This window comes from Roseateles sp. P4_D2, from assembly GCF_056401875.1.
This window is the reverse complement of the sequence record NZ_JBFUIM010000001.1, coordinates 474,598-498,020: the sequence shown is the minus strand read 5'-3', so window position 1 is coordinate 498,020 and position 23,423 is coordinate 474,598. Positions and strand designations below refer to the sequence as shown.

Here is a 23,423-nt window from a genome sequence, read left to right as displayed (position 1 = left end):
TAGCCGAATGCGCCGGTTCCGCGCACGTTTCCGACCCGTGGAGACTTCGATGACGACATTGCAGATCAATGGCCAATCGATGACGGTAGAGGCCAGCGACGAGACCCCGCTGCTGTGGGTGCTGCGCGACCATCTCGGCATGACGGGCACCAAGTTCGGTTGCGGCCTCGCCTTGTGCGGCGCCTGCACGGTGCACCTCGATGGCCAGCCGGTGCGCGCCTGCCAGACGCCGCTGTCCGCCGCGGCGGGCAAGCGCGTCGTGACCATCGAAGGCGTTGGCGCGACCAAGACCGGACAGGCCGTGCAGCACGCCTGGGTCAAGCTCGGCGTGCCGCAGTGCGGCTACTGCCAGGCGGGTCAAATCATGAGCGCGACAGCCCTGCTGCAGCAAAAGCCCAAGCCCACCGACGCCGACATCGACGCGGCCATGAGCGGCAACCTCTGCCGCTGCGGCACCTACACGCGCATCCGCAGCGCCATCAAGTCGGCCGCCGGCCTGGAAGGCGGTGCCGCATGAACGCATTCATTCCGCAGCGTCTGCTGCGAGGCACCGGCGTCAACCGCCGCACCCTCCTGCGTGCCTTGCCGTTGACCGGCCTTGTTCTTGGTGTCGGCCTGCCCGGCATTGCCGGCGCCGACGAGCCCAAGAAGTACGGCGGCGACGCCATGCCCCACGGCATCCAGGACAGCCCGCGCACCTTTGTGGCCATTGCGCCCGACGGCACGGTCAGCATCGTCGTCAACCGCTCCGAGATGGGCCAGGGTGTGCGCACCAGCCTGCCCAAGGTGCTGGCGGACGAGCTGGAGGCCGACTGGGCCAAGGTCAAGGTCGTGCAGGCGCCCGGCGACGAAGAGAAGTACGGCAACYAGGACACCGATGGCTCGCGCAGCATGCGCCACTGGTTCATGCCCATGCGCCGCTGCGGTGCCGCGGCCCGTCAGATGCTGGAGCAGGCCGCCGCGCTGCAATGGGGCGTGCCGGTGGCCGAGGTGCAGGCCAGCAACCACGTGGTGGCGCACAAGGCCAGCGGCCGATCCCTGGGCTATGGCGCCCTGGCCGAGGCCGCCGCCAAGCTGGAGGTGCCCAAGCGCGAGGCGATCAAGCTCAAGAGCCCCGAGGCTTTCCGCTATATCGGCAAGCAGGACAGCCACCTCGTGGACGCCGAGGCCATCGTCACGGGTCGCTCGCAGTACGGCATCGACACACGGCTGCCGGGCATGCTCTACGCCGTCATCGCACGGCCACCGGTGTTTGGCGGCAAGCTCAAGTCCGTCGACAGCAGCGCGGCGCTGAAGGTGCCGGGTGTCGTCAAGGTCTTCGAGCTGGCGGGCACGCCGGCGCCAGCGGAGTTCCAACCGCTGGGCGGGGTCGTCGTCGTCGCCAAGGACACCTGGGCCGCGATGAAGGGCCGCGAGGCGCTGAAGATCGTCTGGGACGACGGCGCGCACGCCAGCTACGACTCGGTCGCCTTCCGCAAGGAGTTGGAGGCGGCGGTGGCCAAGCCGGGCGGCAAGGTCGTGCGCGACGATGGCGACGCGCCTGCCGCGCTGAGCAAGGCCGCCAAACGCGTGGCGGCCGACTACTACGCACCGCACCTGGCCCACGCCACGATGGAGCCACCGGCCGCGACGGCGCGCATCGTCGACGGGCGCTGCGAGGTCTGGGCCTGCGTGCAGTCGCCCCAGGCCGCGCGCGAGCGCGTGGCTGCGCGGCTGGGGCTGGGCGTGGACAAGGTGACGGTCAACGTGACCCTGCTGGGCGGCGGCTTCGGCCGCAAGTCCAAGCCCGACTTCGTCATCGAGGCGGCACTGGCTTCACAACAGATGCAGGGCGCGCCGGTCAAGCTGACCTGGACGCGCGAAGACGACCTGCACCACGACTATCTGCACACGGTCACCGCCCAGCACCTGGAGGCCGGGCTGGACGCCAGGGGCCGCGTCACCGCCTGGCTGCAGCGTGCGGCCGAGCCGACCATCCTGTCCATTTTCATGCCCGACCCCAAGCAACTGGCACCCTTCGAGCTGGGCCTGGGCCTGATCAACCTGCCCTACGCGATTCCCAACATCCGCATCGAGAACCCGGCCGCGACGGCGCATGCGCGCATCGGCTGGCTGCGCTCTGTCAACAACATCCAGCACCAGTTCGCGGCCCAGTCCTTCGTGGCCGAGCTGGCCCACGCGGCCAAGCGCGACCACCGCGACTTCCTGTTCGAGCTGCTCGGCCCGGCGGCCCAGATCCCGCCGCCGCAGCTGAGTGACGGTTGGAACCACGGCGAGTCGCCCCAGCTCTACCCGGTCGACACCGGGCGGCTGCGCGGCGTCATCGAGCGCGTGACGAAGGAGGCGCACTGGGGCCGCAAACTGCCGCGCGGCCAAGGGCTGGGCCTGGCAGCCAACTACAGCTTCGTGACCTATATGGCCGTGGTCGTCGAGGTGCGCGTCAGCGCCAAGGGCGAGCTCAGCATCCCGCGCATCGATGTGGCCGTGGACTGCGGCCCAGCCATCAACCCGGACCGCATCCGCTCCCAGATCGAGGGCGCCTGCATCATGGGCCTGAGCCAGGCGCTGTACAGCGAGATCACGTTCAAGGACGGCCGCGTCGAGCAGAGCAACTACCACGACTACGAGATCGCGCGGCTCAACGTCGCGCCCAAGACCATCGCCGTGCACATCATGCCGGCCAAGAGCTACGACCAACCGCTGGGCGGCGTCGGCGAGCCGGCCATCGGCCCCATCGCACCGGCGCTGATGAACGCGATCTTCGCGGCCACGGGCAAGCGCATCCGGCAGTTGCCGTTGAAGGACCAGCTGACGGCGAAGAAGGCCTGAGGCGGCGGCGGGTCCTGGACTGCCCCGCCGCAATTCCACTGGAGAAGACGCATGGCTACGGCAGGCAAGGTCGCGCTGATCACCGGCGGCGGCACGGGTGTGGGCGCCGCCACGGCGCTGATGCTGGCCGGCAGGGGTTACGACCTGCTGATCAACTACTCGCGCAGCGCGGACGAGGCCGCAGCCTGCGCCGCGGCCTGCCGTGCGGCCGGGTCCGACGTGTTCGTGAAGCAGGGCGACGTGGCGCAGGACGGCGACTGCCGCGCGCTGGCGCAGGCCGCGCTGGACCGCTGGGGCCGCATCGACGCACTGGTGAACAACGCCGGCGTGTCGGTGTTCGGCGCCGCGGCCGACTGGGACGCGCTGGACGCCGACACCTTCCAGCGCATCCTGGCCGTCAATGCGCTGGGCAGCTTCCAGATGGTGCGGGCTTGCGTCGACGCGCTGAAAGCCGCGCAGGGCTGCATCGTCAACGTATCGTCGGTGGCCGGCGCTTTGGGCGTGGGCTCGTCCATGCCCTACATCGCGTCCAAGGGCGCCATCAACGCGATGACGCTGCACCTGGCCCGGTCCCTGGCACCCGCCGTGCGCGTGAACGCCGTGTGCCCTGGCCTCATCACGTCACGCTGGTTCGTGCAGGGCGTGGGGCAACAGGGCTACGAGGCTGGCCTGAAGGCCTATGAAGCCGGCGTGCCGCTGCAGCGCGCCTGCTCCCCCGAGGACGTGGCGGAAGCCATCGTCTGGCTGGTGGACGGCGCCCGCACGGTGACCGGTGAGCTGCTGATGCTGGACAGCGGCATGCACCTGGCCAGCGTGAAGCCGCCGCGCTGAGCCCTCAGCGGTCCAGCAGCCCGGCGTCCTGCATCACGCGGGTGAAGGCCTCCGGCGCTTCCAGCGACGGCAGGTGGGCCATCCCCGGCAGCGCCACGTGGCGCGCGCCAGGGATGCGCGCGGCCATCTGCCGGCAGCGCTGCACCAGGTAAGGCAGGTCCAGGTCGCCGCACACCACGCACGTGGGCATGGCCAGTTGCTCCAGCCGCGGCCAGGCGTCGGGCGCGGGCTGCAACTCGCCGATGGCCGGCGCGTGCAGCGCGATGCGGTTCATCGCCAGGAACAGCTCGCGCGCGGCGCCGCCGACCCGGCCTTCGGGCTGGCCGGGGCCGTCCAGCCACAGGCGGGCCTGCAGGCGGTTGACCTCGTCGAGCTGGCCCGCGGCGCGGGCGGCCTGCGTGGCGTCGTTCAACTCACGGCTGGCGGCATCCAGCTCGGGCGTGGGGTCGGGGGCGCCGGTGACGGCAGGCGCCACCAGCGTCAGGCCGGCCACGCGCTCGGGCGAGGCCAGCGCGAAATCGATGGCGATGCGGCCGCCCAACGAGCAGCCCACCAGCTCCACGCGGTCCAGCCGCAGCACGTCCAGCACGGCGCGCAGGTCGCTGACCCAGGCATGCGGGCGAGCGGCGGCCACGCGCGTCTGACCAAAGCCGCGGCGGTCGATGCGCAGAGCTGAGCGCTGCCCGGCAGCCGCGGCCATGGCGCCGTCCCACAACCGGCTGTCGGTGACGCCGGCGTGCAGGAACACGAGCGGTGCGCGGCCATCGTCGTGGGGGCGGTATTCGACGGCCAGCTCGGCGCCGTCAACGGGAATCCAGTGGGTGACTTGCATGAGCGGGATCAGTTCGGTTCGGCGATGCGATAGCCCACGCCCGGCTCGGTCAGCAGCACGCAGGGCTCGGCCGGCTCGACCTCGAGCTTGGCGCGCAACTGGCCCATGTACAGGCGCAGATAGTGGGTCTGCTCGGTCGCGTCCGCGCCCCAGACGTCGGCCAGCAGGCGGCGGTGGGTGACGACCTGGCCGGCCTGGCGCACCAGGCGGGCGAGCAGCTTGAACTCGGTGGGCGTCAGGCGCACGTCGGCGCCATCGCGACGTACGCGGTGGGCGGCCAGGTCGACTTCCAGGCCGGCGCGCCGGTACATCGTGATGGCCGGCTGGGCAACGGTGCCGCGATGGCGCAGTGCCACGCGCAGCCGCGCCAGCAGCTCGCCGATGCCGAAGGGCTTGACGAGGTAGTCGTCGGCGCCAGCATCGAGCAGGCGAATCTTCTGGCCTTCGACCTGGCGGGCCGAAATGACGATCAGCGGCGTCGAGCGCTCTCGGCGCAGGGCCTGCAGCAGTTCCTCACCATCGCCGTCGGGCAGGCCCAGATCCAGCAGCACGGCATCGAGATGCCCGGCGTGGGCGAGCTGGGCCATGGCATCGGCCAGGCTGGCGGCGGTCAGCACCTCGTAGCCTTCGACGACCAGGGCCTCGCGCAAGGTCACGCGCAATTCACGGTCGTCTTCGACGAGCAGCAGTTTCACGTCGCGGCCTCCGGCAGCTCAGGCGCGTCGCGCAACGGCAGGCGCAGCTCGAAGCTGCAACCGCCATGACCACGCGAGCGCAGGCTCAAGGCCCCGTCATGGGCCTCGGCAATCGCGCGGCACAAGGCCAGGCCCACGCCCGAGCCCGGCGGGCGCTGAGCAAAGGCGGCCAGGTCGCCGCGCTGGAAGGCATCGAAGACGCGCTCGCGCCAGGCCGGATCGATGCCGGGGCCGCGGTCGCGCACGGCAAACATCACTTCGCTGCCAAGGCGGCGCACGACGAGTTCGACGACGGCCTCGGCCGGGCTGTACTTCAGAGCGTTGTCGATGAGGTTGTCCAGCAGCTGCGACATCAGGGCCGCATCACACCACAGCAGCGGCAGCTCCGGCTCGATTCGCGCCTTCACGCGTTCACCGTCGGGCCGGCGGCGCACGCGGCGCAGCGCGGCGCCGACGATCTCCTCGGCCGACTCCCAGTCGCAGCGCAGCGCCACGCCGGGCGCGCCAAGGCGGGCGAGCTGCAGCGTGTTGTCGGTCAGGCGCACGAGGCGGGCAGTCTCGTCGACGATGCGGCTGGCCAGCTCGCTGCGTTGCGCCGTCGTCAACCGGTCCCCCTGGGTCTGCAGGGCAGAAGCCGAACCCATGATGGTGGCCAGCGGCGTGCGGTAGTCGTGCGAGATCGCGGCCAGCATGGCGTTGCGGGTGGACTGGGTCTCGGCCAGTTCGGCCGATTGCCGGGCCTCATCCTGCACACGGCGGCGCTGCAGGGCCAGGCCCATCTGGTCGCACAGGGCCTGGGCGTGGGCAAGCTGGTCCACGGCCAAGGCCTCGGTGCCCAGCCCGCGCAGCGTGACGGCGCCCAGGGCCGTATCGCGGCCGCGCAGCGGCAGATAGAGGTCAGGCTCCTCGGCGTGATGGTCGGTGCCGGGGCCCAGCGCCCGGCCGCCATCGGCGCACAGCTGCAGGCCGGCCAGCGCATTCGCATCCGGCTCGCCGACGACGATGTCCTGCGCGCCGGGCGACGGCCGCAGCAGTGCCGCCGTGGCCAGGCCGGTGTTGCCGGCCAGCGCCTGCAACAGTTCGTGGACATGGACCTCGGGAAGGTCAGCGTCACGCATCAGGTCGCCGAACTCGCGCAGCGCGCGCTCGAGCTGAGCGGCGCGCTGGGCAGCCTGCAGGCCCTGCCAGGCCAGGCGCAGCCGCCAGCCCGCCCAGGCCAGGCCCATCAGCGAGCCGACGGCGATCCAAGGCAGGAATTGGACAACGGGACGAGGAATCATGAGGCGGCGGAGTTTAGGAGGCCTCCACCACCTCGACCTGCGGCCGCACCGGCTTGTCGAGGCGATCTTTCACCAGGCCAGCCAGCAGCACGTCCACCAGGGTGCCGCCCTGCCCCGCGCCCTGACCACCACCCACCACGACCTCGGGCACCAGTTGCACGCCGGCGCCGGCCAGGGCCTGGGCGACCTGCACGATGGCGTAGTTGCCCGATTCCATCGAGCCGATCTTCTGGCGGATGACCTCGGCCTCGGCCTCGCCGATGGCCAGCGTGCGGCCGGCCTCGGCCTGGCCGGTCACGCGCGTGACCTCGGCATCGGCTTCCGCCGTGATTTTCTTCGAGCGCGCCGCGCCATCGGCCGTCTTCACCGCCGCCTGGGCGCTGAACTCGGCGATGGCGACCTTGCGCTCGGCATCCACCACCTGGGCCTGGGTGCGGGCCAGGGCTGTGGCCTGCTCGAGCTGCTGGCGCACGCCCTGGGCTTCCATCTGCGTCGTGAAGGTGACCTTCTCCTGCTCGGCGAGCTTGCGGTCGGTCAGCGTCTTCATCAGTTCGGCCGGCGGCACGATGTCGCCGATCAGCGTCTCCACCGCACCAACGTCATAGGCCTTCAACGCCACGGCGATGGCGGCCTTGGCCTCGGCCTGGCGCTCGCTGCGCTTCTTCAGGAAGTCGATGACGTCCGAGTTCTGCGCGGCGTTGCGGAAGTAGTTGCCAATGGTGGGCTCCAGCACCTGCGTGACCAGCGCCTCCATGCTGCCGAAGCGGGCGATGACCTTGGGCGCGTCGTTGCGCGGGATGTGGATGATCTGGCTCACATCCAGGTTGAAGGTGAAGCCGTCGGCGGAGCGCACGGTGATGGTGGACAGGTTGGCGTCCAGGCGGTGGGCCTCGGTCTTGCCGGTGGCCCAGTTCAGCACCACATTGGCCGTGGGCACGACCCGCACCTTGTGGGTGTAGGTGTTGATGGCGTACTTGCCGGGGTCGAGCACGTCCACCCACACGCCCTTCTCGCCGCGGCGGACCATGTTGGCATGGCGGAAGCCCTCGCCCGTCACGTCCACGCCGGGCTTGCCGACAAAGGCCACGACGACGCCCACCGAGGCAATGGGCACCTCGGTCATGTCGATGATCTCGACGGTGGCGAACATCGGGTTGATGAAGTAGCGGCCGGCGAGCAGCACCTGCTCCTGCAGGCCCTTGGTGCCACCGGCGTTGACGAAGGCATGCGGCTCCTGGAACAGGTTGTGGCCGGGCACTTCGGGGCCGGCGATCTCACCGGTGGTCAGGGGCGTGCCCTCGCGGGTCGTCACGATGCCGACCTTGTTGTCGGGCACGTCGGTCACGGGCACCTGCACGACCTTGAAGAAGCGCGGGTTGATGCGGTACTTGCCTTGCGGGATGACGGTCATCTGCGGGCCACGCTCGCCGCCGCCGGCCATGAAGGCGCGGGCGTCCTGGAAGCTGTCGCAGGCCACGGTGCGGCCGATGACGCGGCCGCCGGCCAGCGGCTTGCCGTCGCGGGCCTCGACGATGCCGATCTTGCCGGGCTCGATGACGGTCATGCGCTCCAGGTGCACGGTGAACAGCAGCGTGTTGATGCGCCAGGCGCCCGGGGGCACAACGGTCATCTGCAGGCCGCGCTCGCCAGCGGCGAGGAAGGTGCGGGCATCCTGGAAGTGGTCGCAGTCGACATGGCGGGCCAGCACGCGGCCGTCGGGCATGGGCAGGCCATCGCAGGCCTCGACGATGCCGACGGCGTCATCGGGAATGACGGTGAACTTGACCAGCTCGATCTCGTACTGCCAGGGCCACAGGCCCAGGTGCAGGCCCGGGGCGAGCGTGTCGGCCTGCAGGCCGGCTTCACCGTAGAGGGCGACGATGCGGCCGGGCGGCAGCTCGCGGTGGCGGCCGAACAGAACGAAGTTTTTGGTCACCGTGCCGATGGAGTCGTCGGGCACGATGACGAAGCCGAACAGGCGCAGCGTGCGCTTGTAGAAGACCAGCGCCACGATGCCAAGCAGGCCGGCGGCCGTCAGCAGGGGATGGGCGAACAGGGTGAACAGGGCGTCCATGAGGAGCACGAGTGGTGAAGAGGCCTCCACTGTGTGCGGGGCGGCGTTAGCGCCGCATAAGGGCGCCCTTCCTCGGTCAGTTCGACCGGGCGAGCGCTACGCAGGGCCGTCAGGCGGCCGGTGCCAACAGGGACCCAAACACGTAGCACCCAAAAAAATGCCCCGGCCAGTGGCCGGGGCAATCACTTGCACGCCTGCGAGGCTGCCAGCGGTCTGCTCAGGGAGGGAGAAGCAGACGAACGCAACGTTAGCCCCGGCGCGAAGGCCGCGCTGTAGGACGACGCCGCACCAGCGAGAAACATGCGCTAACAAAGGGCACGGCTTGCAACCGGTACCCCGTGAGAAATCTCATGCCCTGAATGCGACCGGTGTATCGGTCTGTGAGACTCCCCCCATTTGGGGGGTGCCCTTCCTAGACTGCGCCGCTCGCGCGTTCGGCGCGGAAAGAAGGATGCAGTCCATGACCCCTGCCATGCAAACGCGGCACAGTGCGTCGTCGCCCAGTTTCTCGGGCGCTGCCGCACTGGCTTTGAACAGCGACTTCGGCGCGCTCGATGGCGAGGCCCTGGGCCTTGTCGAGCGCCGCTATGGCGACCGCGGGCTGGTCATCTCACGCGAGCGCTACAGCAGCCGCAACCAGGACGGCGACATCGTCTGCACCGCGCGCGACGGCGATCAGATCGTCGGCACCCTGTCCGTGCGCTTCGACGGCAGCGGCGGCCTTCACGCCGATCTGTTGTTCAAGCAAGAGTTGGACGAATGGCGCGCCGCGGGCGACAAGCTCTGCGAGTTCGGCGGCCTGGCCGTTGACAGGCATTCCCATGACCCCAAGCGCGTGCTGGCACAGATCTTCCATCTGGGCTATCTGCACGCCCACCGCCGTGCCCGCTGCGCGCGCCTCGTCATCGAGGTCAACCCGCGCCACGTGGGCTTCTACCGGCGTTGCCTGGGCCTCGTGCCCTACACCGCGGAACGCCACAATCCGCGTGTTGACGCGCCGGCCGTGCTGATGAGCATTGCCTTCGCCGACATCCGCGAGCAGATTTCGCTGTGGGGCGGCCACCCGGACTCCCTGGCCTCGGCGCGCAGCCTCTACCCGCTGGCCTGGGACGAAGCCACCGAAGCCATGATGCTGGCCCGGCTGTCCTGAGGACTTACGACCCCGCGCTGGATTCCGGTGGCGGCTCGCCGGGCTTGAGGTCGGGGATGTCCTTCTTCCCGGCGGGCGTCGGCAGCTGCGCATCAGCCGGGTCCGATTTCTCCGTCGGATGCTGCGGAAGCGACTGGGCGGCGGCATCGCCGGGCTGAGCGGCAGGCGCCTGCGGATCCTCCGGGCGCGCCGTCTGCCCCACGTGGCGCAAAGGGTTGTTCATGGCTGTTCCTTGGCTGTGAGCAGCCTCCGGCAATCGTCATGCCGGCAGCAAGCTCAGGAAGCGGTCCAGCATGTGGAAGTGGTCGTCGAAGAACTGCTCTTCCATCGCCAGCAGTTCAGCCACCGGCACCCAGCGTGCCTGGGCCGCGTCATCTGCGCCCAGCACCTCGGGCAACTCGCGATCCCCCAGATCGAAGTGGTGGGCGTGCGAGATCGTGCGACCGCGCTGGCTGCGGTCGGGGTGGTCGAAGACGGCCACGCCCTGCAGCGCGCCCGCCAGCGTCTCGGGCAGCAGGCGCAGGCCGGTTTCCTCTTCGAGTTCGCGCACGGCGGACTGGTGGAGCGTGTCGCGCGGCTCGACGAAGCCGCCCGGCAGGGCCCACAACCCTTGGCCGGGGTCCTTGGCGCGCTGGATCAGCAGCACATGGTCGGCGCAGCGCAGCACCAGGTCCACGGTGACGAAGACCGGCGCATACGGCGCCGCCGCCCAGGCCTGTCGGTAGGCCTTGAGCATGGCCCATTCGCGCCGCAGCGCCGCCAGGTAGGGCAGATGCGCCCAGGCCTGCACGAAGCTGCGCGTACCCGGCGGCACCTGATCGACCCAGCTGGCCAGCACGCCGTCCAGGGCCTCGGGCCCGGCCTCGAACAGTGCGGCGCGCAGGTCGGTGGCGTCCACGCGGTGCTGGCGCGGCAGGCTCAGCAGGCGCCAGGGCGAGAAGCGGCGCAGGTAGTCGCTGGTGGCATCCTTGAAGTGGCCGACCAGCGTGACGTCGGCGTCGCCCACGCGCTCCTGCACGGCCGCACGCACGGCCTGCACCCAGCGCGCCTCGTCATAGAGGTCGCGCAGCGCCACGATCTCCACGCATTCACGCTCGGCGTCGGTCAGGGCCAGGCGCAGCATCTCGGCGCGCTCGGTCCAGCTGAAGGCATGGCGCGGTGAACGCGCCTGGTGGGCCGAGCCGAGCAGCACGATGACGCGGGGCGCCTCGGCCAGCGCCGCGCGCAACAAGCTGACGTGGCCGTTGTGAACCGGTTGGAAGCGGCCGATGACGACGGCGGCAGAGGTCATGACAGCACTCCGGGAAAAACCGCCGCAATGGGCACCTGCCGCCCCTGGCCAAAAGCGCGGGCATGCAGCCGGATCAGCGGCGGCGCCTGGCGGCGCTTGTATCCGCGGCGCTGGACCATGCGGGCGACGCGTTCAATGAGCGGCTTGAGCAGTCCGTCCAGCACCGGGACGAGGATGAGCTTGATCATGGCTTGATGCCAAACACTTGTCGCAGATAGGCGAGGAAGGTCTCGTCGTCGCAGAGCGTCTTGCCGGGGCTGTCGCTGAGCTTGGCCACGGGCTGGCCGTTGGCGTGGGTCAGTTTCATGACGATGTTCAGCGGCGTGGGCCCCAGGTCGTTGCTGAGGTGGGTGCCGATGCCAAAGCCGAGCTGCACGCGGTCGGCGAAGTGGCGGTACAGCTCGATGGCCTTGGTCACGGTCAGGCCGTCGCTGAACACCAGGCGCTTGGTGTGCGGGTCGATGCGCAGCCTGGCGTAGTGGGCCAGGGCCTTCTCGCCCCAGGCGACCGGGTCGCCGCTGTCATGGCGCAGGCCGTCGAAGAGCTTGGCGAAATAGAGATCGAAGTCGGCCAGGAAGGCGTCCATGCCGACGACGTCGGTCAGCGCCGTGCCGAGGTCGCCGCGGTATTCCTGCACCCAGTCCTCCAGCGCCGCCTTCTGGTGGTCGCGCAAGCGCACGGTGCCCAGGGCCTGGTAGGTTTGCAGGTATTCGTGCGCCATGGTGCCGATGGGCACCAGGCCCAGCTCCTTGGCCAGCAGCACGTTGGAGCTGCCCTTGAAATGCTGGGGCAAGGCGTCGCGCAGCCGGGTCACCACCTCGCGCTGCCAGGCGCCGGAGAAACGGCGGCGCAGACCGAAGTCGAACAGATCGAAGGGGTGGCGCTGCGGCAGGGGCTCGGCGGCAAAGGCCTGCAGCGTGGCGATCTTGGCGTTCAGCCGGCGTTGGCCTTCGGCACGAACCTCGGGCGTATCCAGCCGGCGGAAATAGAGCTCGTTGACGATGGCCAGTATCGGAATCTCGAAACCCATCACATGCACCTGCGGGCCGCGCGCGACGATGTTGAGCTGCGCGCCGTCCGTCGTCACTTCGACGAAATCGCGCTGGAACCGGAAGATGCGCAGGAAGTCGACAAAGTCGCTCTTGATGAAGCGCAGGCCCTTCACATAGGCCAGCTCATCGGCGCGAAAGCTCAGGGAACATAGCGCCTGCAGCTCGCGCTCGACGTCGGCCTTCAGCTCGGCCAGCGGGTAGCCGGGCTGGTTGCGGCAGACGAAGCGGTACTCGGCCTGCGTCTGCGGGTGGCGATGCAGCAGCGCCTGCCACATCGTGAACTTGTAGAGGTCGGTGTCCAGCAGGCTGGTGATGACGGGGGTGCTCATGCCTGGATCTCCGTGCTGGTGGACAACTGCAAACTGCGTGCCCGCATCGCGGCCAGGAAGCCGGCCTGCTGGGCCTCGAAGCCCGCCACGGGGCTGATGCAATCGGTCAGCAGCACCAGTTTGGCCAACTGCCGCGACGGCAGATGGTCGGCCAGGTGTTCGACGGTGGCTCTCACGCAATGGCTGCCGGCCTCGCCGGCGATCAGCACGCGGTCGAAGCGATCCAGCTCGGCCAGCAGGGCCTGGTTCAGCGCGGTGCTTTCGTCGGAGGGGTCGGGCACCTCGGCCTGAAGCGCGCTGTAGTGCTCGGTCCAGGGGTTCTCGCCCTTGGTGACGACGGCCACCGAGCGCCCTTCCCTGTCCGCCCAGGCGTCCAGCGCAGCCTGCAGGCCGGCGTGCACGCCATGGCCCCAGTTGCCCATCTGGCAGTGCACCGGCCAGACCATCAGCGTGTAGCGGCCGGCGGCCTCCAGCGCATCCAGATAGGCCAGCGCGCGGTCGAGGTGGGCGGGGTCGCGCGGCAGGTACTCGCCGCATCGGACCTGGGCGGCCGTGATGGGCGTGAACGGCCCGGGGTGGCGGCCGCTGGCCGTTTCCAGCCAAAAGCCAGGGTGGGCGATGTCGATGCGGTGATGCGAATCCAGCGTCACGGTGATGGCGTCGATCTGGCCGCGCAGGCGCTCCACCAGGCCAGCGGCGCGCTGCAGGTCGGCGTGAGCACCGGCCACCGGCAGCGCGGGCTGGATGAGTTCTCCCGTCACGGGCGAGCGCGGCAGCCAGTCCACCGGCAGGTCGCAGAAATCGTTCTGAGGGTCGATCAGCAGCAGATGCGTCTTCATGGGCGTGTCCTGTTGTTGTGTGCCTCCAGGCCGGCGCAACTCTATCGACTCAAAGATGCATTCCGGCCGGCGCTGCGACGGGTGGGGTGCGGGCGGAACGCCTGATCACGCCTCTGCAAAGAACCGGCTTGGTGGCATGCCCACCGTGCGCGTCACCATGGCCGTGAAGGCGCTGGCACTGGCATAGCCGAGCTCGCTGGCGATATGGCTCATCGGCCGGCCGCGCGCCGCCAGGGTCAGCGCGTGGGCCAGCAGCAGTTGCGAGCGCCATTGCGCGAAGCTGGTGCCGAGCTGCTCGCGGAACAGCCGGCTCAGCGTGCGCGGGCTGGCGCCCGCCTCGGCGGCCCATTCGTCCAGGCCGGCATGGCGACCGGGCTCGCGCAGCATGGCCTCGCAGAGCTTGCGCAGCCGCGCGTCCTGAGGCAGGGCAACGCCCAGCGCCAACGGGCGGGCGCGCTGGAGTTCACTGAGCACCAGCCGCTCCATGGCGCCGCGTCGCTCGGCGTCGTCGCGGCTCTCCGGGGGTGCGGGATCGGGCATGGCGGGCAGGGCCAGCACCAGCTCGCGCAGCAGCGGCGACACCTCCAGCACCCGCCCCACCTGCCAGGCCTCGCCCGCCAGCAGCTCGGGGCCGAGGTAGAGGGTGCGCAGGTCGCACTGCTCGATGGCCGTGACCGCGTGGACGACGCCAGGCGGAATCCACACCGCCCGCGACGGCGGCACGATGTAGGTCGACGCCTCGGTGTTCACGCGCACGGCGCCCGTCATCGAGAACACGAGCTGGGCCCAGTCGTGCCGGTGCGGCTGGATGTCGGCCAGGTGCTCCAGCAGCCGCGATTTGGCGCGCAGCGGCCGCTCGGGCGTCGGCGCGAAGAGCTCGGGCGAGAAGGCAGGAAAGCTGCGACGGCTGGCCATGGCTGAATTTCGACAGAAGTTGACGAACCATCGTAACAACGCCGACGCTGCCCTGCCTACATTGAGGGCATGGATACCGCCCTCGCCTCTTCCCTCGACGCCGGCCTGCAGCGCCGGCGTGACGTCACGACGATCTCGACCATCGGTGTCGCCCACGGCACGTCGCACTTCTTCCACATGCTGCTGCCGCCGCTGTTCCCGGCCTTCATCCAGGCTTTTGGCCTGAGCTATTCGGAACTGGGTTTGCTGGTGACGACCTTTTTCGTCATCTCGGGCGCCGGGCAGGCGCTGTCGGGCTTCATCGTCGACCGCATCGGTGCCCGGCCGGTACTGTTCGCGGCGATGGCGAGCTTCTTTCTCGCCTCCATCGCTGCGGGCCTGGCCCAGGGCTTTGGCGGGCTGATGCTGGCGGCAGCACTCGCCGGCGTCGGCAACGCCCCCTTCCACCCGGCCGACTTCACCATCCTGAACAAGCGTGTGTCGCAACCACGCCTGGGCCACGCCTTCTCGGTGCATGGCATCAGCGGCAACCTCGGCTGGGCCTTCGCGCCGGTGTTCTCCATCGGCATTGCCGAGGCGACGGGCAACTGGCGTTTCGCCTATGTCGGCACAGCCCTCGTCGCGCTTTCGGTGATGGCCCTGCTGTTCTGGCAGCGCTCGGCAATAGACGACCGCCAAGGGTCGTGGGGACACGCGAAGCCGGCGGCCGGCGTCAAGGCGGAGCACCCCATGGCTTTCTTGAAGCTGCCCTCGGTGTGGCTGTGCTTTTCCTTCTTCTTCTGGAGCACGGCGGCGCTGTCGGCCATCCAGAGCTTTGCCAGCCCGGCCCTGCACCAGATCTACGGCCTGCCGCTGGCACTGACGGCCTATGTCGTCACCGGCTACATGCTGGCCGGCGCGGCGGGCATGGTCTGCGGCGGCTTCCTGGTCGCCAAGGCCGAGCGGCTGGAGCGCACGATTGCGTTTGCCATGGCCTTTGCCGCCGCATTGCTGCTGCTGACGGCGACCGGCTGGCTGCCCGGCGGGCTGGCGGCCATCGTGGCCGCGCTGGCGGGTTTTGGTACCGGCCTGGCCGGCCCGTCGCGCGACATGCTGATCAAGCGCGCCTCGCCGCCGGGAGCGACCGGCCGGGTCTATGGCACCGTGTATTCGGGCCTCGACATCGGCTTTGCGATTGCCGCACCCGTGTTCGGGGCCATCCTGGACCAGGGCATGCCGCGCGGCGTGTTCGCGGGCTCGGCGGCGGCGTTGATGATGGGCATTGCGTCGGCGGGCCTGGTGGGGCTGGGCCTGAGCCGCAGGACGGCGGCGGTGCCGGCCCAGGCGTGACGGGGCTTCACGAGATTGCCTCTGTCATGGACACTGTCGCGCCCTCGCCCCTAACGGCCCGATGACAAGCACCGACGCTCCAAGCCCTCCACCGTATTACCACGGCACCAAGGCCGACCTGCAGGCCGGTGACCTGATCCAGCCTGGCTACGTGTCCAACTACGGCCAGCGCAAGAAGGCGAACTACGTCTATCTGTCCGCGACGCTGGAAGCCGCGATCTGGGGCGCTGAGCTGGCCGTGGGCGAGGACCGCGGCCGCATCTACATCGTGGAGCCCACCGGCCCCATCGAAGACGACCCCAACCTGACTGACCGCAAGTTCCCCGGCAATCCAACCAAGTCCTACCGCTGCAAGGCGGGGCTGCGGGTGACGGGCGAAGTCATGCAATGGCAGGGCCACTCCCCCGAGCAGCATGCAAACCATGCTGGCGCATGTGCAGCGGATGCGCGAACTCGGCATCGAGGCCATCCAGGAATAGCAATAGGCCCTGCGGCCCAGCCGGTGAGGCTCAGTCAACCAGGGCCTGAAGCTCCTGCAAGGCTTCGTCCAACAAGGCCGCGCTGCCGGCATCCTGCTCGATGGCCCGGCAGGTGCGCTCCACCAGGCCTTCCAGCGCCGGATCCAGTTGCAACTCGCCGCCGAGTTCATCGAGCAACGCAGCCTCGACGAACAGGCGCAAGGCCTTGGCACGGGGGATGGCACCGCCTTGAGCTCGGGCGGCCTTGAGCTTGGCGGTCAGCCCCTGCAATGCCGTCACGGCCGCGGGTGGCGCGGCCCGATTGACCAAGCCAGCCGAGGCCCCGGCCGTTGCCTGGCGTTGCGACGGCGAATGGCGCGCCTGCGCCAGTTCGGCCTTGAGCAGGCGCAGTGCGTGGATCAGGGGAGAAATGGGAGCTGTCATGCCAATGCCTGGAGCCGCCGCATTGTGGCGCGGCCCGGTTCGGGAAAGCTGGCAAAATGCGCCCGCTTCTGACCGATGCGCCGCCGCTGGCCTTGCCGTGGCGGTATTTTTTTGAGCCCCCGCATCCAGGGGCTTCGACCCAGGGCATATCCCAAAGTCCGACCGAGCGGTCGGCCGGGACAATCGCCAGCTTTGCTTTAACCAGGCCGCGTCACAAGCGCCGCCCTGATCTCATGGCACTCCAACACCTGACCGACGAGCAGATCGCCACCATGACACGCGCCCAAAAGGACGAGTGGTGGTTCAAGAACGTCTTCCGCGGCGACATGGCCCAGCTTTCGCTGCGCTCCGGTATCACCGGTTTCCTGCTCGGCGGTGTGCTCTCCTCCACCGGCCTGTACATCGGTGCCAAGACGGGCATTTCCCTCGGCGTTGGCCTCACTTCGGTCATCCTGGCCTTTGCACTGTTCCGCGCGCTGCACGCGGCCGGCCTGGCTCAGGACTACACCATCCTCGAGAACAACTGCACCCAGTCCATCGCCACAGCGTCGGGCTATGTGACCACGGCGCTGATCTCCAGCCTGCCGGCCTACATGCTGGTGACGGGCCATGTGCCGCTGTGGTGGCAGATCGCCATCTGGATGTTCCTGGTGTCGCTGGTGGGCGTGCTGCTGGCCTTCCCGCTGAAGCGCCGCTTCATCAATGAAGACCAGGCGCCCTTCCCGGAAGGCCGTGCCTGCGGCGTGGTGCTCGACTCGCTGTACCACGGCAAGGGCAGCGAGGGCATGTTCAAGGCCAAGCTGCTGGGCTGGGTGGCGGGCGGCGCGGCGCTGCTACAGGGCATCTGCGGCGAAGGCTGGATGAAGTTGATCCAGTTCAAGCTGCTGGCCATGGACAAGTGGGCCGGCATGACGGAGCCCTGGCATCTGCACGAGCGCATCGACGACTACTACTACGCCTGGGCCGTCAAGGCGCACGGCTTCATTCCCAGCATCCTGGGAACGGACTTCCGCACCCTGGGCTTGCGCCTGGTGGTGGACGCCGCGTTGATCGGCACCGGGGGCCTGATGGGCCTCGCCGTCGCGACGAGCTGCTTCGTTGGCGTCATCGTCAACTTCGTGTTCCTGGCACCGCTGATGATCCAGGCCGGTGACATCGCGCCGCGCCTGGGCGCCAATGGCGTGCTGATCCCGCTGAACCGCGTGGAGATCGTCAACCAGTGGTCGCTGTGGTGGGGCGTGACGATGATGGTCGTGGGCGCGCTGGTGTCGCTGCTGGCCAAGCCCGAGATCTTCACGAGTGCGTTCAAGCGCAAGACGCCGGCGCAGATCGCGGCCAAGGCGGAACCCAAGAGTGACCTGCTCAAGGACATCGAGGTGCCGCTGTGGATCAGCTGGATTGGCGTGCCCGTCGTCAGCCTGATGGGCTGCTACGCCACGCACGCCTTCTTCGGCGTGCCGCTGTGGCTGGCCATCGTGTCGCTGCCGCTGATCTTCGTGCTGACCGTGATCTGCACCAACTCCATGGCGCTGACGTCGTGGACGCCGACCGGGTCCCTGTCCAAGATCACGCAGTTCACGATGGGCGCGCTGGACCGCACCAACCCCGGTTCCAACCTGCTGCCTGCGGGCATGACGGCCGAGATCGCCTCCAACGCGGCCAACCTGCTGTCCGACATCAAGCCCGGCTACATGCTCGGCGGCAAGCCGCGCCACCAGGCCATCGGCCACATCATCGGCAACCTGGCCGGCGTGCTGGTCTGCGTGCCGCTGTTCTTCCTGCTGTTCATCAAGCCTGATGCCAACGGCGCTGCCAGCGCGGCGAACATGGTGTCCGACCAGTTCGGCTTCCCTGCCGCGCTGCAGTGGAAGGGCGTGGCCGACATCATCGCCAAGGGATTGAAGAGCCTGCCCACCTCGGCGCTGATCTCCATGGCCGTTGCCGCCCTGGCGGCCGTCGCCATCGAAGTGGCTCGCATCGTCACCAAGGGCAAATCGGGCCTGTCGGCCGTAGCCATCGGCCTGGGCGTCACGCTGCCGCCGCAAGCCACCTTCATGATGTTCGTCGGCGCGCTGATGTTCTGGTACATGGCCAAGAAGTACAAGAACGCCCCCGCCGACTCCCGCGGCCACCGCATCTGGGTCGAAGGCATGGAGCCCATCTGCGCCGGGCTGATCTCCGGCGCCGCCCTGATGGGCATCGGCGACGCGATCATCGGCGTGCTGATCTGATAATCACCTGTTCTGTCTGCCCGTAGCTCAACTGGATAGAGCAGCTGCCTTCTAAGCAGCAGGTCGGGGGTTCGAGTCCCTCCGGGCAGGCCAAATCAAGAGTTCACGAGAACTCACTGCCGATCAGGCGCCTAAGTTCCTCAAGGGCTTAGGCGCTTTTTTCGTGTCAGGTGGCGGTTGACCGAGTGGCACGGGACTAATGGCATCGCGGACCGGACCGCGAGAGACGGAGCATGTCCGCTTTTGGCAGCGGCGGGCCACGGCAAGCGCGCTGACCTCGACCCATTGAGTCGCTTTTATCCTCGCCGTCCCGTCGCTTCTTTAAGTATGCCGGCGGCCATCTGATGCAATTCGCCGTCGGCTTCGATGCACCGGCCGGCTCGGCGTCGCGCCTTGGGCGAAGCTGTCGAACGGAAAAGCGTGACAGTCCGATATGCGAACGATCTTCCTCCTCACATCTGATGATTCGCTCGGTTGGACCTGCGTGCGAACGTGCGACTGCTTGAGGGCGATCCAATGCCCTGCGCCTGTACACGGAGTCATGACCAAATCAATTCGCTGGTTCTTAGTCGTTGGTATTGCTGCCTTAGCGATCTTCGCTGCCAGGCAATTGACCCTCCCGTGGTTCCAAGCGCCCGGCTCCTTGACCATCTGCGTGGATGGCTCGAACCAGGTCTTGCAGTCGACGGATGCCAAGTTCGCTGAGTGCATCGAGCGCAACGCGAAGTTGTTTCTGGAAAAGGACTACGCGGAGTCGAAGGACTTGGCAAAGAGTTTTTTGACAATTCTGGTCGCCATCCTCGTCGCATCAATCACGTTCTCTGAGAAGGTTGTCGATATCCACAGCGCGCGGCGGGTTCCCCTCGCCGGAATGCTTGTCTGCTGGTTCCTGCTTCTCGTGGCCATTGTCATGACCGGAAGCGGTCTAGCCAGCATGGCACTGGCCGCAGGCTATGCGGCGTACTACGCCGGCGCGAATTTCCGCCACCTTGAATCGCACGCCGTGCTGCTTTTCATCGGTGGATGTTTCTCCTTCGGAGTTGCGATGCTGGCGCTGATCGTTTCGGGCGCAGTCTCGCTACTCGACAAGCGTCAATCAGCCTTGGACTTGAAGAGCAGTGCCGATGCGCAGGACGCGGCGGTCAATGACCTCCTTGATCTCGATGCCGAAGGGGGTTGAATGGGCGCGCCGGCTTGATGACCACCACGCCCGCGTTGACGACCACGATGTCAGGCGCCCCGAACGCCTGCTGTGCTGCGTCGAACAGGCGCTGGATGGACGCTATATCGCCGAGCTCGGCCTGCAGGGCTATCGCTCGCCCACCGCGCCCGGCGATGCCGTCAGCGACCGACACGATCCTTCTCATGGAACTGTCCTCTGACCGAATGATTCAACGGCTTGCCTGCGCACCGTGCCCAGTTCGGCCGACACTCAGGTGTCGCTGCGCTGCGGCGCGTCTCTAGAAGGGGTCGAAGCCGTTGCACCCTGCATTTCCATGGGGGCCACGGCGCAGATTGACTGGATCGTCGCTGCGATCACGGCACACACGACGATCGCGACATGAAGATGGACCCACCGGCACGACGACACGGGAACAAGACCGTTGCGCATAAGGATTCCTTCGTTGATGGCCAGGGGCATCGGCCCGGGAGTCGCTGCGGTTTCTGCCGCCACAACCTCACGACGATCCGAGACGGCAGAAATCGACAAGCGGAAGTCCGAACCGCTCCGTACGCGGCGGTGGCTACGACAATCGCCCGCACTGCACAAAGCCATCTGAATCCATGACGTCCCGCGCCTTGGGCCTCGGCGGTCTGCTGCTGGCCATCCTGTCGACCATCGCGCAGGCGGCCGTGATCGAGGTCCACGCCGGCTCGGTCACCTACCTCGTCGACAGCGCCACCTTGCGTATCGAAGCCCGCGACGGCGATGCCGCACCGATCCCCCTGCTCAAGCCCCAGGTGCAAGCGCATGACAGCCCGGTCACCACAAGCCCGGGGGCCTGGGCCTGGACAACCGGCGAAGGCCAGCAGGTGCGCCTCAGTACACAAGGCCGGGCGCTCAAGGTGTCGGTCACCGGGCAGCACGGCACGCGCTGGCAGGCGTCCATGCCAGAAGTCTCGTCAGGAACCTGGATCGTGCCGGATGGGCAGGGCATGGCCTTCGGCGTCAACGATGCCTACTGGCGCTCTGTCTTCAACCGCCCGCAGTGCTTCGGCGGCACCACCCTGTTGTCCTTCCCGGCGTGGACCCACCTCACAGGCACGCGGGCCATCACCTACGCGCTGGACGACGGCTTTCAGTCCGAGCTTTGCCTGCAGAACTCGAACGGGCTGCAGGCCAGCCTGAGACATGACTTCGCCGACGGTGCCAGCACGCTGGATCTGATGATCGAGCTCGGCACACCCAACCCGCTCGCACCGGCGCTGTTCTACAGAAGCCACCTGCGACAGCAGGGTCGGTTGCGATCCTTTGCCGACAAGCAGGTGCCTGAACTGGACCGCCTGTTTGGCGCCCCGCATCTGTACGTATGGGGCGATGGCCGCGATCTCGCTTTCCTGGACGACTTGAAGGCGCTGGGTATTGCCAGGCTCGTGATCAGCTACGACCAGGACCCGAAGACGCACAAGCACCTGGTCCGGCCGGCCTACCTGAAGAAGGCCCATGGCCTGGGCTACCTGGCGGGGCCCTACGACGCCTTCGACAATGGCCAACCCGACGACACGGCCGACATGCCCGCCGCGATCTGGGGGCCTGAGCTCTATCCGTCGGGCTGCCTGCGCGACAAGCAGGGCGCCGTCGTGCCGGGCTTCGCCAGCAGAGGCTGCCAGATGTCCAGCGAAGCCATCGCACGGCACCCGGCAGGCTTTGTCCCGGCGCAGCGCTACGAGGGGCACATCCGTGACGGCGCAAGCCAGGTCTTCATCGACGTGGACGGCTTCGGCAACTTCTACGACGACTTCAGCCCCGAGCACCGCATGACCAAGGCGCAGGATCGCCGCAACGTCCTGGCCCGCCTGAAACTGGGCATGCGCAAGTTCGGCCTGGTGCTGGGCTCGGAGAACGTGACCGCCTGGAGCGCCGACGTCACGCATTACTCGCACGGCACCGGGCAGGCCCACGTGGCGGCGTTCTGGCCCCTGCTCAGCGACAAGCGCTTCAGCGGCTATTGGCCACCGGAGCGCCCTCCGATCTATTTCGGCCGTTTCACGCCCACGGCTGACGAAGCACGCGCTCTGTTCGAACCCGCTGATCGCCTGCCCCTGTTCGATGCGGTCTACCACGACGCGTTGGTGACCGTGGATCGTTGGGAGCTCAGCCTGACCAAGGTGGTGGGCCAGGAAGCGCGCCGCTACGCGCGTTCGTTGCTGTATGGCGTGCCGACTCTGTGGAACCTTGACCGGCGCGACCTCGCCAGTGCCGCCGCCTGGCTGAAGGCGGCGCATGACGACTTCCAGGCCGTGCACGGCGTGTCGGCACCCGTGGCGCTCACGGCCTTCGCGTGGCTCACGGACGACCACAGCGTGCAGCAGGTCAGCTACGCAGACGGCAGGGCCGTGACAGCCAACTTCGGCAGCCGGGCCTGGCAGGGCCTGCAGCCGAACTGCGTCAGACTCAGCGGGCGCTCGGTGCTGCCCAGGACTTTCTGCCCGCCCGCGACGGCACTGAACCCTGGCTGAGACACCTTCCCGGGCGCAGACGCAGGCTCCGGTGCCGTAGGCCCACGAATCCCTAGCGAAATCAACAGCCTAGGCGCCTTTCTCGCATCTGAGGTCGTGGCTTTCGAGTCGACCGCCATCCCCCTTTGGAGGGATACGACGGGGGATGCCCGCCCGCCCATCCCCCCTCGGCACCCCCAAAGGGCGATACCCCCGCGGCCGGCGGGCTCCGAGACTGGCTCCATCGAAAACAGGAGCCGCCATGCAATCTCAATCCACCCCACTTGCCCCGGATGACGCGCTCTGGGCCAGCGCCTCGCTGCTGCGCATCACCATCAGCCAGTTGCGCGCGTGGGAAGCCGAATACGCGCCGCACCTCGCCGCGCAGCCAGCGACCGATGAAGAGGCCTGGGAAGGCACCGAACTGGACCCGCGGAGGACGGTGCTTTGACGATCAACAAACCTGTCGGCTTCGCCGCGCTGCTCGAGAAGATGCCGCGGCGTTTCGCGGCCCGGGCCAAGCGGGTCGAAGAGCGAGCCAGGCTCAGGCGTGAGGCTCAGGCCAAGCGCTTCGAGATGGAATTTCTGTGCGCCATCGAGGTGAAGGAAGGCGGCTGGAACGAGTGGCAAGACACCGTCGCCGAGTTCGCCGCCAGAGCAGGAGACGATCATGGGATTGCTTGATGCGAACCGCCATCTTGGCGCCGAGGCCGGCGTCAGCCATTGGGCCTTCGACAGCGCCGCCGGCAGGATCAGCGCCCGCGATGGCGACGGGAACCTGGTGATGGCCATCGCCACCGGCCCGCTCTTCGGCGCCCGATTGGCTGCCGCCTTCAATTCGCCCACGCCTGTCACGATGCCCTATGCCGGCGCCGGGTCTCGCGTTGGGGCAGAGGGGCGATGCGCGGTGGTCGGGGGATTCTGGGCGCCTGAACCGCGCCCCGGTCTTACTCAGGCGTAAACGTTCACGTTGCGCCCCAGCGTGCCTTCGGTCGCCAGTGCAGGCTGCTGCGGCAGCGCGCTGAGCAGGGCCATGGCGCCCGCCGCCTGAATGTCGATCGCCTTGCGCAGCACCAGGAGGCCGACCGCATCGGCTGCCCCTTGGGTATTGCTCGACGCGATGTTGACGCTGGCGGAGTTGGCGATGTCCATCTCGCATGTATCGGCAGGCCTGATCAGAACTT

General features: G+C 68.3%; 24 protein-coding genes, 1 tRNA gene and 1 pseudogene. 14 read left to right on the top strand and 12 right to left on the bottom strand.

Annotation, left to right across the window (positions count from 1 at the left end):
• The first annotated feature begins 49 nt into the window (after window positions 1-49).
• The 3 genes from AC1DW0_RS02335 to AC1DW0_RS02325 are packed head-to-tail and all read left to right on the top strand — an operon-like array spanning window position 50 to window position 3,660.
• Window positions 50-517: a (2Fe-2S)-binding protein gene (locus AC1DW0_RS02335; RefSeq protein ID WP_056195716.1), complete on the top strand. Its 468-nt coding sequence runs from the start codon at window positions 50-52 to the stop codon at window positions 515-517.
• A complete protein-coding gene (locus tag AC1DW0_RS02330; protein ID WP_477944774.1) occupies window positions 514-2,829 on the top strand; it encodes a xanthine dehydrogenase family protein molybdopterin-binding subunit in 2,316 nt (771 codons plus the stop codon). The genes AC1DW0_RS02335 and AC1DW0_RS02330 overlap by 4 nt, the downstream gene beginning before the upstream one ends.
• A gap of 51 nt (window positions 2,830-2,880) precedes the next feature.
• Window positions 2,881-3,660: an SDR family NAD(P)-dependent oxidoreductase gene (locus tag AC1DW0_RS02325; protein WP_056195711.1), complete on the top strand. Its 780-nt coding sequence runs from the start codon at window positions 2,881-2,883 to the stop codon at window positions 3,658-3,660.
• A gap of 4 nt (window positions 3,661-3,664) precedes the next feature.
• Here AC1DW0_RS02325 and AC1DW0_RS02320 read toward each other — a convergent pair whose 3' ends face one another.
• From AC1DW0_RS02320 to AC1DW0_RS02305, 4 genes are read right to left on the bottom strand one after another with little or no spacing between them, the layout of a single operon-like run.
• The gene (locus AC1DW0_RS02320; protein ID WP_056195708.1) at window positions 3,665-4,492 is read right to left on the bottom strand and encodes an alpha/beta fold hydrolase; all 828 of its coding nucleotides are present in this window, start codon (window positions 4,490-4,492) and stop codon (window positions 3,665-3,667) included.
• Window positions 4,493-4,500: 8 nt separating this feature from the next.
• Window positions 4,501-5,187, bottom strand: coding sequence for a response regulator (locus AC1DW0_RS02315; RefSeq protein ID WP_056195706.1), 687 nt, complete (start codon window positions 5,185-5,187; stop codon window positions 4,501-4,503).
• Entirely contained in the window at window positions 5,184-6,467 is a 1,284-nt protein-coding gene (locus AC1DW0_RS02310) for a sensor histidine kinase (RefSeq protein ID WP_477944771.1), read from the bottom strand. Before AC1DW0_RS02310 ends, AC1DW0_RS02315 begins: the two co-directional genes overlap by 4 nt.
• A gap of 13 nt (window positions 6,468-6,480) precedes the next feature.
• Window positions 6,481-8,541 (bottom strand): SPFH domain-containing protein, encoded by a 2,061-nt coding sequence (locus AC1DW0_RS02305; RefSeq protein WP_477944769.1) that lies wholly within the window; start codon window positions 8,539-8,541, stop codon window positions 6,481-6,483.
• Window positions 8,542-9,001: 460 nt separating this feature from the next.
• Here AC1DW0_RS02305 and AC1DW0_RS02300 point away from each other — a divergent pair, with 460 nt between their 5' ends.
• Window positions 9,002-9,691 (top strand): N-acyl amino acid synthase FeeM domain-containing protein, encoded by a 690-nt coding sequence (locus AC1DW0_RS02300; protein WP_157281403.1) that lies wholly within the window; start codon window positions 9,002-9,004, stop codon window positions 9,689-9,691.
• A 4-nt stretch (window positions 9,692-9,695) separates the two neighbouring features.
• On the opposite strand, the gene AC1DW0_RS02295 is transcribed toward AC1DW0_RS02300, so the two are convergent.
• From AC1DW0_RS02295 to AC1DW0_RS02270, 6 genes are all read right to left on the bottom strand, one after another.
• Window positions 9,696-9,914 carry a hypothetical protein gene (locus AC1DW0_RS02295; RefSeq protein ID WP_056195694.1) on the bottom strand — a complete coding sequence of 73 codons (219 nt, stop codon included), beginning with the start codon at window positions 9,912-9,914 and terminating at the stop codon, window positions 9,696-9,698.
• A gap of 36 nt (window positions 9,915-9,950) precedes the next feature.
• Complete coding sequence (locus tag AC1DW0_RS02290) at window positions 9,951-10,982, bottom strand: bifunctional nicotinamide-nucleotide adenylyltransferase/Nudix hydroxylase (RefSeq protein WP_477944767.1); 1,032 nt, start codon at window positions 10,980-10,982, stop codon at window positions 9,951-9,953.
• Window positions 10,979-11,170, bottom strand: a complete 192-nt coding sequence (locus AC1DW0_RS02285; RefSeq protein ID WP_056195688.1) for a hypothetical protein — start codon at window positions 11,168-11,170, stop codon at window positions 10,979-10,981. The genes AC1DW0_RS02290 and AC1DW0_RS02285 overlap by 4 nt, the downstream gene beginning before the upstream one ends.
• Window positions 11,167-12,363, bottom strand: coding sequence for a nicotinate phosphoribosyltransferase (gene pncB / locus AC1DW0_RS02280; protein WP_056195686.1), 1,197 nt, complete (start codon window positions 12,361-12,363; stop codon window positions 11,167-11,169). The genes AC1DW0_RS02285 and pncB overlap by 4 nt, the downstream gene beginning before the upstream one ends.
• The gene (locus AC1DW0_RS02275; RefSeq protein ID WP_056195681.1) at window positions 12,360-13,202 is read right to left on the bottom strand and encodes a cysteine hydrolase family protein; all 843 of its coding nucleotides are present in this window, start codon (window positions 13,200-13,202) and stop codon (window positions 12,360-12,362) included. The genes pncB and AC1DW0_RS02275 overlap by 4 nt, the downstream gene beginning before the upstream one ends.
• Window positions 13,203-13,307: 105 nt before the next feature.
• Entirely contained in the window at window positions 13,308-14,117 is an 810-nt protein-coding gene (locus tag AC1DW0_RS02270) for an AraC family transcriptional regulator (RefSeq protein WP_056195678.1), read from the bottom strand.
• Window positions 14,118-14,186: 69 nt separating this feature from the next.
• Between AC1DW0_RS02270 and AC1DW0_RS02265 the strand changes: the two genes are divergently transcribed.
• The gene (locus AC1DW0_RS02265; protein WP_056195675.1) at window positions 14,187-15,446 is read left to right on the top strand and encodes an MFS transporter; all 1,260 of its coding nucleotides are present in this window, start codon (window positions 14,187-14,189) and stop codon (window positions 15,444-15,446) included.
• 61 nt (window positions 15,447-15,507) lie between these two features.
• Window positions 15,508-15,925: pseudogene (gene arr, locus AC1DW0_RS02260) on the top strand (NAD(+)--rifampin ADP-ribosyltransferase).
• Window positions 15,926-15,955: 30 nt separating this feature from the next.
• Here the strand turns inward: arr and AC1DW0_RS02255 are convergent.
• The gene (locus AC1DW0_RS02255) at window positions 15,956-16,348 is read right to left on the bottom strand and encodes a hypothetical protein (RefSeq protein WP_056195669.1); all 393 of its coding nucleotides are present in this window, start codon (window positions 16,346-16,348) and stop codon (window positions 15,956-15,958) included.
• A 233-nt stretch (window positions 16,349-16,581) separates the two neighbouring features.
• On the opposite strand from AC1DW0_RS02255, the gene AC1DW0_RS02250 reads away from it, so the two are divergent.
• The 8 genes from AC1DW0_RS02250 to AC1DW0_RS02215 all read left to right on the top strand — a co-directional run bounded on the left by AC1DW0_RS02250 (window position 16,582) and on the right by AC1DW0_RS02215 (window position 23,200).
• Window positions 16,582-18,579, top strand: coding sequence for an OPT family oligopeptide transporter (locus AC1DW0_RS02250; protein ID WP_162247760.1), 1,998 nt, complete (start codon window positions 16,582-16,584; stop codon window positions 18,577-18,579).
• 16 nt (window positions 18,580-18,595) lie between these two features.
• Window positions 18,596-18,672: transfer RNA gene (locus AC1DW0_RS02245), tRNA-Arg, on the top strand.
• A 448-nt stretch (window positions 18,673-19,120) separates the two neighbouring features.
• Window positions 19,121-19,759 carry a hypothetical protein gene (locus AC1DW0_RS02240; RefSeq protein WP_056195667.1) on the top strand — a complete coding sequence of 213 codons (639 nt, stop codon included), beginning with the start codon at window positions 19,121-19,123 and terminating at the stop codon, window positions 19,757-19,759.
• Complete coding sequence (locus tag AC1DW0_RS02235) at window positions 19,725-19,961, top strand: hypothetical protein (RefSeq protein WP_157281400.1); 237 nt, start codon at window positions 19,725-19,727, stop codon at window positions 19,959-19,961. Before AC1DW0_RS02240 ends, AC1DW0_RS02235 begins: the two co-directional genes overlap by 35 nt.
• Before the next feature lie 403 nt (window positions 19,962-20,364).
• On the top strand, window positions 20,365-22,260 hold the full coding sequence (locus tag AC1DW0_RS02230; protein WP_056195661.1) for a glycoside hydrolase: 1,896 nt from the start codon (window positions 20,365-20,367) through the stop codon (window positions 22,258-22,260).
• Between the two features lie 241 nt (window positions 22,261-22,501).
• Complete coding sequence (locus tag AC1DW0_RS02225; RefSeq protein ID WP_056195658.1) at window positions 22,502-22,690, top strand: hypothetical protein; 189 nt, start codon at window positions 22,502-22,504, stop codon at window positions 22,688-22,690.
• The gene (locus AC1DW0_RS02220) at window positions 22,687-22,923 is read left to right on the top strand and encodes a hypothetical protein (RefSeq protein WP_056195655.1); all 237 of its coding nucleotides are present in this window, start codon (window positions 22,687-22,689) and stop codon (window positions 22,921-22,923) included. Before AC1DW0_RS02225 ends, AC1DW0_RS02220 begins: the two co-directional genes overlap by 4 nt.
• Window positions 22,910-23,200 carry a hypothetical protein gene (locus tag AC1DW0_RS02215; RefSeq protein WP_157281397.1) on the top strand — a complete coding sequence of 97 codons (291 nt, stop codon included), beginning with the start codon at window positions 22,910-22,912 and terminating at the stop codon, window positions 23,198-23,200. The genes AC1DW0_RS02220 and AC1DW0_RS02215 overlap by 14 nt, the downstream gene beginning before the upstream one ends.
• Here the strand turns inward: AC1DW0_RS02215 and AC1DW0_RS02210 are convergent.
• Entirely contained in the window at window positions 23,191-23,391 is a 201-nt protein-coding gene (locus tag AC1DW0_RS02210) for a putative motility protein (RefSeq protein ID WP_056195652.1), read from the bottom strand. The genes AC1DW0_RS02215 and AC1DW0_RS02210 overlap by 10 nt on opposite strands.
• Between the last annotated feature and the right edge of the window lie 32 nt (window positions 23,392-23,423).